This is a genomic window from Thiohalocapsa marina (assembly GCF_008632335.1).
Taxonomy (GTDB): domain Bacteria; phylum Pseudomonadota; class Gammaproteobacteria; order Chromatiales; family Chromatiaceae; genus Thiohalocapsa; species Thiohalocapsa marina.
Genome location: NZ_VWXX01000075.1, coordinates 1 through 1,510, shown reverse-complemented (window position 1 = coordinate 1,510; position 1,510 = coordinate 1). Strand labels below are relative to the sequence as shown.

Annotated in this window: 1 tRNA gene; it reads right to left on the bottom strand. The window is 59.7% G+C overall.

Annotation, left to right across the window (positions count from 1 at the left end):
- Positions 1-1,250 precede the first annotated feature (1,250 nt).
- A tRNA-Arg gene (locus F2Q65_RS19225) sits at positions 1,251-1,327 on the bottom strand.
- Between the last annotated feature and the right edge of the window lie 183 nt (positions 1,328-1,510).

Below are 1,510 nucleotides of genomic sequence, written 5' to 3'. Positions count from 1 at the left end.
TGTCTGTCCTGGCCTTGGACTGCGCTGCTGGTGGACTTTTGGTGGACGGCGCTGCGCTTGTTCACCCTACCCTTGGAATACACGATTGGGTGACGGCGCTGGGATTGTCTGTCCTGGCCTTGGACTGCGCTGCTGGTGGACTTTTGGTGGACGGCGCTGCGCTTGTTCACCCTACCCTTGGATTACACTTTTGATGGACGGCGTCCTCCCAACCTTTTGATATAAAGAATAAAAATCGCTGCAGGGTGGACAAGCGAAGCGCCGTCCACCATAAACCCGCCCACCCAACCTTTTGATATAAAGAATAAAAATCGCTGTAGGGTGGACAAGCGAAGCGCCGTCCACCATAAACCCGCCCACCCAACCTTTTGATATAAAGAATAAAAATCGCTGTAGGGTGGACAAGCGAAGCGCCGTCCACCATAAACCCGCCCACCCAACCTTTTGATATAAAGAATAAAAATCGCTGTAGGGTGGACAAGCGAAGCGCCGTCCACCATAAACCTTGCCACCCAACCTTTTGAAATAACTAAAGCGAACGAAAAGAGCGTCCAGGCCGATTCGACATCGTGCGGGACGGTTTCGAACTGCGCCCTGAGGGCGGCTCCGTAAAGAGTCAGTGGATCGAGCTGCGGAGGTGCGGTTGCACGATATCGAGACGACAGTTCAGGGAGGGGTTTCGCCTGCTGTTCATCGATCCTGGTGGCTCGCGATACCGTTGTTCAGGCATCCGTTGGTGGGCCGTGGCTGCTTGCGAAGGGAACGCCGTGATTGTAGCGTGTAATATCGTTCCGTGGGTACCGCGCAGCGGCGCGCGGATATGCGGTGACGAGGGGCCTTGGGCAGCCCTGCAGCGGAAGCGGATCCACGCTGCATCGGCGCGGAGGTGAATGATGGCGCCATGACCGTATCAATCGACGGCGGTGCGTGAGACGGCGCCGGTCGCGGCACCGGACGTCGCTTGAGAACGCGTAAAGCTTGAGAACGCGTAAAACAAGGCACCAAGGGCAGCCGTCGTTATGAGGGACCCCGCGGGCGGCGTCGCGCCGGCCGGGGCGCAGATCCGGCACACTCCGGGCACAGGCGCAAATGGGGGCACCAGCAGCGAATTCCGGCGGGAGTGGCTTGTGGTCGGGCAGGTCGAGCTCGTGGTCAGGCGGGCTCAGGATGACTGGCCACGGGAGGCAGGCGTCGGCAGGTCGCAAAGGCCCGCGCAGATTACGCGCAAGTCTTTGACTTTAAAGGGAAATTGGCGCGCCCGACAGGATTCGAACCTGTGACCCCAGCCTTCGGAGGGCTGTACTCTATCCAACTGAGCTACGGGCGCTTGAGGATTGCCTAGGATAGACGCTGCCGCGAGGGTTGTCCATGGGCAAGTTCGCCGCTTGGCTGCCGTTAGGGACGCGCCCAAAACAAGGTGAACACTGTAGGGCGGATTATGGAAGCCCGGGCGCGGGGGTGGGGAGTGGGGGGTGCGGGTGGCGTTTAAGGCCGAAGGAGGTTACGGGGG